This is a genomic window from Candidatus Methylomirabilota bacterium (assembly GCA_036005065.1).
Lineage (GTDB): Bacteria > Methylomirabilota > Methylomirabilia > Rokubacteriales > DASRDR01 > DASYQW01.
In genome coordinates, this window is record DASYQW010000086.1 from 1 (window position 1) to 6,781 (window position 6,781).

Sequence of the window (6,781 nt, forward strand, 5' to 3'; positions counted from 1 at the left end):
ATGGCAGTCGGTCGACAGGCCTTGGGCCCAGAGGCTGTGGTTCGGACTTGTCGCCGCGATGAGATCCCCGTGGTACTGGAGCTGTGGAGTGCCGCGGACACGGTGCCCACCCCCAGTGATGATGCCGCCAGCCTGCGGCGCTTGCTGGACGGCAGCGCCGATGCCCTGCTGGTCGCCGAGGTGGGCGGTCGCATGGTCGGCACCCTGATCGCGGCCTGGGATGGCTGGCGCGGCAACCTCTACCGGCTGGCGGTGCTGCCCGCCTACCGTCGGCGCGGGATCGCGCGAGAGCTGGTGCGGGAGGGGGAACGCCGGCTCGCGGACAAGGGCGCCGTCAGGGTCAGCGCCTTGGTGTACGCCGAGCACGAACCCGCCGTGGGGTTGTGGCTGGCGGTCGGCTACCACCGCGACGTGCGGGTGGGCCGGTTCGCCAAGTCCCTTGTCGTGAGGGGGTCTTGAGTGATGTCGGGGGTGCAGCCATGAAGAAGTCGTTCGTCCGGACGCCGGCGGGTCGGCTCGCCTACGTGAAGGCGGGGACGGGACAGCCGCTGCTCCTGATCCACGGGATCCCCACCTCCTCGTTCCTGTGGCGCAACGTCATCCCTCCCCTGGCCGAGGAGCTTCGGGTCTACGCGGTCGACCTCCTGGGCTATGGGGACTCCGACAAGCCGGAGGACGCCGACCTGTCGATCGTCGCCCAGGCCCGGCACCTGTGGTCGTTCATGGAGCAGGTAGGCTGGCGACGTGGGTCGGTGGTCGGACATGACATCGGCGGCGGCATCGCCCAGCTGCTCGCGGTCGAGCACCCCGAGGCCGTGACCAAGCTCGTGTTGATCGACTCGATCGCCTACGACTCCTGGCCGGAGCCACAGATCGCCCGGCTGAAGGAGCCGGTCTGGGACGAGATCATGGAAACCTTGGACCTGGGCAAGGGCCTTCGCCGGGGGCTCGAGAAGGGCATGATCCACAAGGAGCGGGTCGATGACGAGCTCATCGCCCAGTACCTACGGCCCTTCGACGGGGCCGAGGGACGCAGGGCCTACCTCCGGTGCGCCAGGGCGCTCCGCACCGAAGACCTGACCTCGGTGATGGACCGCGTGGAGCGGCTCGACGTCCCCGCCCTGATCATCTGGGGGGCCGCCGACCCCTACCAGGACGTCCGGTACGGGGAGCGTCTCGCCGGGGCGATGCGGCGAGCCCGGCTCGTCGTGGAGGAGGCCGGGCACTTCATCCAGGAGGACCGGCCAGAGGAAGTGGCCCTCTTGGTCAGGAACTTTGTGGCGGCAGGCCCGTAGCTGCCCTTGCCCCCGAGGGCGGCCTGGAACAGCGCCTCCATGGCGCCGCCCGGCGACGCCGCCTGCGCGTCGCCGGGAAGGCCGCTCGATCCTAGGCTGCGACCTGGTCCTCGCCGCCGGCCTCGGCGATCTCGGCGTACTCGAGGGTGGTCCGGACGTGGATGGGGGTCCCACAGTCCGGGCACTCCTTCTCGGTCTCGCCGACCGAAACCGGCACGAGGCCGCCACAGCTCGGGCACACCACCTCGTTCTGCGCCACGGTACTCACCTCCTTTGCAGCTCGTACACGCTCCCCGCAGCACCGCCAACTATCCACCAGAACCGGCGCCACCGACCCGCGGCCGCAGCGCCCGCACGGGGAGCACCTCGCGGCCGAAGGTGAAGCTGGTCACCCCGGCGAACGACGCGTACCAGGCCGCGACGGCGGTGGCCAGGCCGAGCCAGCCGCCGAGCTTGGAGATCGTGTCGTTGCCGACCGCGTCCCCGATCCCCAGCACGAAGAACGTGATCGCAAGCAGCAGGAAGACCAGGTTCACGGCCGCGTTGGTACGCAGCGAGGCCACCCACATGTAGGTCGTGAAGATGCCCCAGGCGATCAGGTAGAGGCCGACCGCCGAGCCCCTGTTGCCTTCCGGGATCCCTTCGGCGAAGAAGGCGACGTATGCCCAGAAGGAGAGCCAGAACGCGCCGTAGGAGCTGAAGGCCGTCGCGCCGAAGGTGTTGCCCTTGCGGAACTCCCACATCCCGGCCAGGAGCTGCGCCGCGCCGCCGTAGGCGAGCGCCAGCCCCACCACGATGGGCTCGCCCTTGGCGTCCACCAGGCCCGCGTTGAACATGCTGAGCACGAAGGTGGTGAGGGCGAACGCGGCCAGGCCCAGCGGCGCCGGGTCCGCGATGCTCGCTGCTGCCGGGTCCGCTGGCGGCTGGCTGCTGGCGCGCACAGCCTCGGGGTCGTCTGCCATGGTTCCCTCCTTGCATGACGTCTGCTTGTCGGGTCATTCGCTTCGTCGAGGCAGGGCCACACCCCCTTGCGAGAAGAAGAAGACTGAACCGACGGCTGGGCCGGGCCGTAGGGCCGGGACCAGGCCCAGTCGGGGAAGCGGGACCCGCCTGCCACGCCCGGACGACCGCGGCCGATCCACGGCGGGCACCAGCAGCAGGGGCAGGGCCTGCCTGAGCAGGAACGCGACGGTGTGGCGTGTTCCCGGCCGGAGTGCCATCACCAGAAGGTCGCAGCGTTCCGCCTCGGCGATGTCCTTGAGCTCCAGCCCGATCTCCGCCACGCTCAGCGGGGAGATCCTGGCCAGGGTACGCACCCGCGGGTGGGAGAGTCGGCCGACGACCTCGTCGAGGTGGTGGTGGGCACGTGCCGCTTCCGCCGCGACGTCGTGGAGCAGGATGACGTCGAACGACGGGACCGTCTGGAACGAGGGCACCACCATGACGAGGACCACCTCGCCGTCCTCGGCGGCGACGCCTCGAAGGGCCTCGAGGACGTCCTCGTCCTCGTCCCCTCCCTCCAAGACAACAAGGATCCTGCCAGGCCTTCGCACTTCGGCCTCCCTACTTGTCCGACTCCGCACCTCGGCCTCCGAACCTAAGGGAAGCGCAGGGGACGAGCGGGCTCCAGAACCATGGTCACGCTGGAACCGTGTTCTCGGTCACACAGCTGGCCATGCCCACCCTCGCCAACCATCGTGGGCTCACCGACTGCACGACCTGGCCGGGCGTAAGCTGGCTACGTGAAAGGGGTGGAGTTCCTCCGGCGCCTCGAGGCGAAAGGCATCGTCCCGCGTGTGCTCTCGTTCCGGAGCAAGGAGAACCTCTACCGCGAGGGCGAGCCGGGGATCACCCTGTTCGTGCTTCTGCAGGGGAAGGTCACCCTCACGATCCACACCCCGGACGGCGGGGAGCTAGGCCTCGCCGTGCTCGGGCCCGGTGACGTCTTCGGCGAGCTTGCCCTCACCACCGGGGAGCGCTACGTGACCGCCCACGCCCTGACCGACGTCGATGTGGCCGTGGTCCGGGCGGACGAGACGAAGGCGCTGGCGAGGGACGACCCGGAATTGCTGGATGACCTCCTGTCGCTGGTCGACGAGCGCCTGCGGCGAGCGGTCGCCGTGGCGAGCGAGATCTTGACGGCTTCCCTCAGTGTGCGTATGGCCCGGCACCTCCTTGCTCTCGCCAACCCGGAGCCGGCCTCGGGTGACCTTGAGGTGCTCATCACCCAGGAGGAGCTGGCCACGCTGGTGGGAGCCACGAGGGAGGCCGTCAACCGGGAGCTCCGGCGGCTCGCCCGGCGGGGATGGCTCCGGCTGGGGAGGAGGAGGATCGTGCTCCTGCGCCCCGACGAGCTGGCCAGGTTCACGGAGCTCGTCCGGCGGCGCGACCCGCCCGTCGACAGGGTACCCGGCGGGTCTGACCAGATCCGCGCGTAGGGACGCTGCTGGAGGAGGGACGATGCCACTGCTGGACGACGCCGCTATCGAGAAGGGCCTGAAGCGCCTGCCCGGCTGGGAGCGGCGCGGCAACGAGATCGTCAAGACCTTCGTGCGCAAGGACTTCGTGGGCGCGATCTCCTTCGTGCGCCAGGTCGCCGACGCGGCCGAGACGGCCGGCCGCCACCCCGACATCGACATCCGCTGGAACAAGGTCACCCTGACGCTCTCCACCCATGCAGAGGGCGGGCTCACCGAGAGCGACTTCGAGCTCGCCGCACGCATCGACGAGCTCGGCCAGCCCACCCCGCCGTTCGAGCCGCACTAGCGCCGTCGAGTGCGGTGTGTGGTTGGGAGTTGCGTCCGATCTGTCATATTAGGCAGGGATAGCTGCCGCTTGCGTCTCTTGACGTGCTGATGGATGCGTGACTAGAATCCGGTAGTTTGGATACTGGGCTTGTCCCGGCTCTCGCCAGGGTATCTCCAGGCTCAGTTGGGACGGTCAAGTCACCTATCCGCGCCCCTAATCTCTAGCCGCGCAACATTCGGGACCTAGCCGCGCAACCGTTTCAGGGCCGTTCGCGGTGATCGGGTGCCTCATGGCGGGTTCTACGGGGTTCGCTGGCCACTTCTTGATCGTGCTCTTAGGGCTTGGTGGGCTGAGAGAGCTCGACGACACGGACGAATCAGCTTCTCCAGTGGAGAACCTGAATAGTGACGTAACAGCTGTGGGTGATTTCTGAGTCCAACGCGACGGCTCAGGGTAGGCCAGAAAGGAGGAGGCGGGAGGCGACTCACGGAACAAGATTCGCGTCAGCGATTGTCGGGCAGCTGCGAAAGACGCAGCCCTGAGGCGAGAGGGTTGAGATGGACGCCGCAGCCGATCGGGCAGCAATGGGAGAGGTCGCGCTCAGTCGATGGTGGCGGGTCGTGGGCGGCTTGTCCATGAACCTCGCTCTCGGCGCGCTCTACGCGTGGAGCACCTACGTGGCGCCCCTCGAGAAGGAGTTCGGCTGGACGCGAGATCAGACCAGCCAGACGTTCAGCATCGCGGTGATCGTGTTCGCCTTGTCGTTCGTCGCAGCCGGCCGGCTGCAGGACAGGCTCGGGCCGTTCCCGGTGTCGATCACCGGCGCCATCCTCATCACGGTGTCGTTCATCATGTCCTCCTTCACCGAGAGCCTGGCATGGCTGTACATCTGGTTCGGGGTGGTCGGAGGATTGGGCAACGGCTTCGGCTACGCGACGCCGATCCCGGTCATGGCCAAGTGGTTCCCTGACAAGCGTGGCCTGGCGGTGGGGCTCGCCGTGGCCGGCTACGGCGGCGGGTCGGCGATCTTCGGCCCGCTAGCCAACGAGTGGCTGCTTCCGGAGTACGGGTTCCGCACCACCTTCGTGGTCTTCGGGATCACCTTCGCGGTGATGACGACGGTCGGCGCCTTCCTGCTCCGGAACCCGCCGGTCGGGTACAGGCCGGCGGGCTGGCAGCCGGCGCCGGCCGCCAGGGCCGCGGCCACCACCCACGAGTTCTCCCCCGGGGAGACGCTCAGGACGCCCACCTTCTACTTCATGTGGGTGGCCTACGCCTGCGGCGCCTTCGCCGGGCTCATGGTGATCAGCCAATTGGTCCCCTTCGCGAAGGACGTGGGACTCACCACGGTCGCCGGCACCTCCCTGCTGGTCGTGGGGGCCGCGGGCAACGCGGGGGGCCGGATCCTGTCCGGGTGGATGTCGGACGCCCTCGGGCGGCTCAACGTCCTGCGGCTGATGATCGCCATCTCGGCCGTGGGCATGCCCATCCTGTACCTGGTGGGAGACGCGCAGATCGCCTTCCTCACCTTCGTGATGATCTTCGTCATCTACTGGTGCTACGGCACCCAGCTGTCGGTGAACGCGTCGACGACCTCCGACTTCTGGGGGACCAAGAACGCCGGCATCAACTACGGCATGCTCTTCACCGCGTGGGGAGTGGCCGGTTACTTCGGGCCGAGGGTCGGCGGCGCGTTGTTCGACAACTACGGGAACTACCAGGCCGCCTTCTACATCGCGGCGCTCCTGGCGGCGGTCGCCTTCGTCAGCGAGCTGATCGCGAGGCGGCCGTCGGCACCGGTCACGGCGGGCGCCGCGCAGCCCGCTCCAGGGTCCTAGGTTCCGGCCCTGGACGTGGGGAGGCCACCGGGGTGCACCCGGCACCTCGGTGGCCCCTCGCTCGGGACCTCGACGAGTCCAAGCCTGAGAATAGGGTCCGCATGCTTTTCGCAAAGAATCGACAGATGCAATTTCGCTCACCTTGGCACTCGGGTGGGCTGGACCGTGACCGTTGGCAATTCGGCGCCACGGACCCAGCCGCCCTTGCGCGCGGCTGCGCCAGCTTCGCGTGGACCACCGGGTCGTTGCCGCCATCAGCGTCAGCGCAGCTCAGCGGCCGCTCGGCGTCGGCGTGGATGACCTGGCCGAGCTTCTCCCGCCAACGCCGCGGAGTCGCCGCGGCCAACGCGGCGGGATCACGGTCGGTGTCCACGCGACCCTTCGACTGGCCCGGGCAATTTGTCGAACCCTTGACAGCCCAGCACGTCCACCAGAGAATGCCTAATTGGCCCGAAGTGTACGGTCCCAGACGGGAGGTATGAGCCAGACGGGAGGTATGAGCTCTGCAGCGGTGGTCCCGGTGTCGTCCGCGAGGAGGGAAAGGCCCATGGGAGACGGTTCTACTGGGGCTGGCAACCTGGAGAGCAAGGTCAAATCCTGGCCAGCCGTTCCGCCGCCGACAGCCGAAGAGCTCTACGGAAGCGTGCCGCCGGCCGCGAGCGCGTACCCGAAGTTCCTGGAGTCGATCGTCCACTGGAAGGATGAGCACGACAAGCCCGAGGCGCTCCCCAGGATCAGGGTGCTGGACTGCTCGCAGACCCAGGCCATCGGCCACTGGTGCGCGTCGCTGCTCGGCGAGCTCGGGGCCGAGGTGATCCAGGTGGAGCCCCCCGGTGGGGACCCCCTGCGCAAGCTGGTCCCCTTCGGCAGGAAGCACTACTACTTCCACGACAGCGAGCG

At 68.4% G+C, this 6,781-nt stretch carries 9 protein-coding genes; 6 read left to right on the top strand and 3 right to left on the bottom strand.

The window, feature by feature from the left end; translation table 11 throughout:
• The first annotated feature begins 69 nt into the window (after nucleotides 1-69).
• Together VGW35_06550 and VGW35_06555 are read left to right on the top strand one after the other, a co-directional pair.
• Nucleotides 70-459, top strand: a complete 390-nt coding sequence (locus VGW35_06550; protein ID HEV8307312.1) for a GNAT family N-acetyltransferase — start codon at nucleotides 70-72, stop codon at nucleotides 457-459.
• Between the two features lie 20 nt (nucleotides 460-479).
• Nucleotides 480-1,295, top strand: coding sequence for an alpha/beta fold hydrolase (locus VGW35_06555; GenBank protein ID HEV8307313.1), 816 nt, complete (start codon nucleotides 480-482; stop codon nucleotides 1,293-1,295).
• A 91-nt stretch (nucleotides 1,296-1,386) separates the two neighbouring features.
• Here the strand turns inward: VGW35_06555 and VGW35_06560 are convergent, their stop codons facing one another.
• The 3 genes from VGW35_06560 to VGW35_06570 are packed head-to-tail and all read right to left on the bottom strand — an operon-like array spanning nucleotide 1,387 to nucleotide 2,818.
• Nucleotides 1,387-1,554, bottom strand: a complete 168-nt coding sequence (locus VGW35_06560; protein ID HEV8307314.1) for a hypothetical protein — start codon at nucleotides 1,552-1,554, stop codon at nucleotides 1,387-1,389.
• Between the two features lie 49 nt (nucleotides 1,555-1,603).
• Complete coding sequence (locus VGW35_06565) at nucleotides 1,604-2,257, bottom strand: acetate uptake transporter (GenBank protein ID HEV8307315.1); 654 nt, start codon at nucleotides 2,255-2,257, stop codon at nucleotides 1,604-1,606.
• Between the two features lie 33 nt (nucleotides 2,258-2,290).
• Nucleotides 2,291-2,818: a hypothetical protein gene (locus VGW35_06570; GenBank protein HEV8307316.1), complete on the bottom strand. Its 528-nt coding sequence runs from the start codon at nucleotides 2,816-2,818 to the stop codon at nucleotides 2,291-2,293.
• A gap of 219 nt (nucleotides 2,819-3,037) precedes the next feature.
• Between VGW35_06570 and VGW35_06575 the strand changes: the two genes are divergently transcribed.
• From VGW35_06575 to VGW35_06590, 4 genes are all read left to right on the top strand, one after another.
• A complete protein-coding gene (locus VGW35_06575) occupies nucleotides 3,038-3,733 on the top strand; it encodes a Crp/Fnr family transcriptional regulator (protein HEV8307317.1) in 696 nt (231 codons plus the stop codon).
• Nucleotides 3,734-3,755: 22 nt separating this feature from the next.
• On the top strand, nucleotides 3,756-4,061 hold the full coding sequence (locus VGW35_06580) for a 4a-hydroxytetrahydrobiopterin dehydratase (protein ID HEV8307318.1): 306 nt from the start codon (nucleotides 3,756-3,758) through the stop codon (nucleotides 4,059-4,061).
• Nucleotides 4,062-4,600: 539 nt separating this feature from the next.
• Nucleotides 4,601-5,881 carry an OFA family MFS transporter gene (locus VGW35_06585; GenBank protein ID HEV8307319.1) on the top strand — a complete coding sequence of 427 codons (1,281 nt, stop codon included), beginning with the start codon at nucleotides 4,601-4,603 and terminating at the stop codon, nucleotides 5,879-5,881.
• Nucleotides 5,882-6,428: 547 nt separating this feature from the next.
• The coding region (locus tag VGW35_06590) for a CoA transferase (GenBank protein ID HEV8307320.1) at nucleotides 6,429-6,781 on the top strand (353 nt) is incomplete at its 3' end.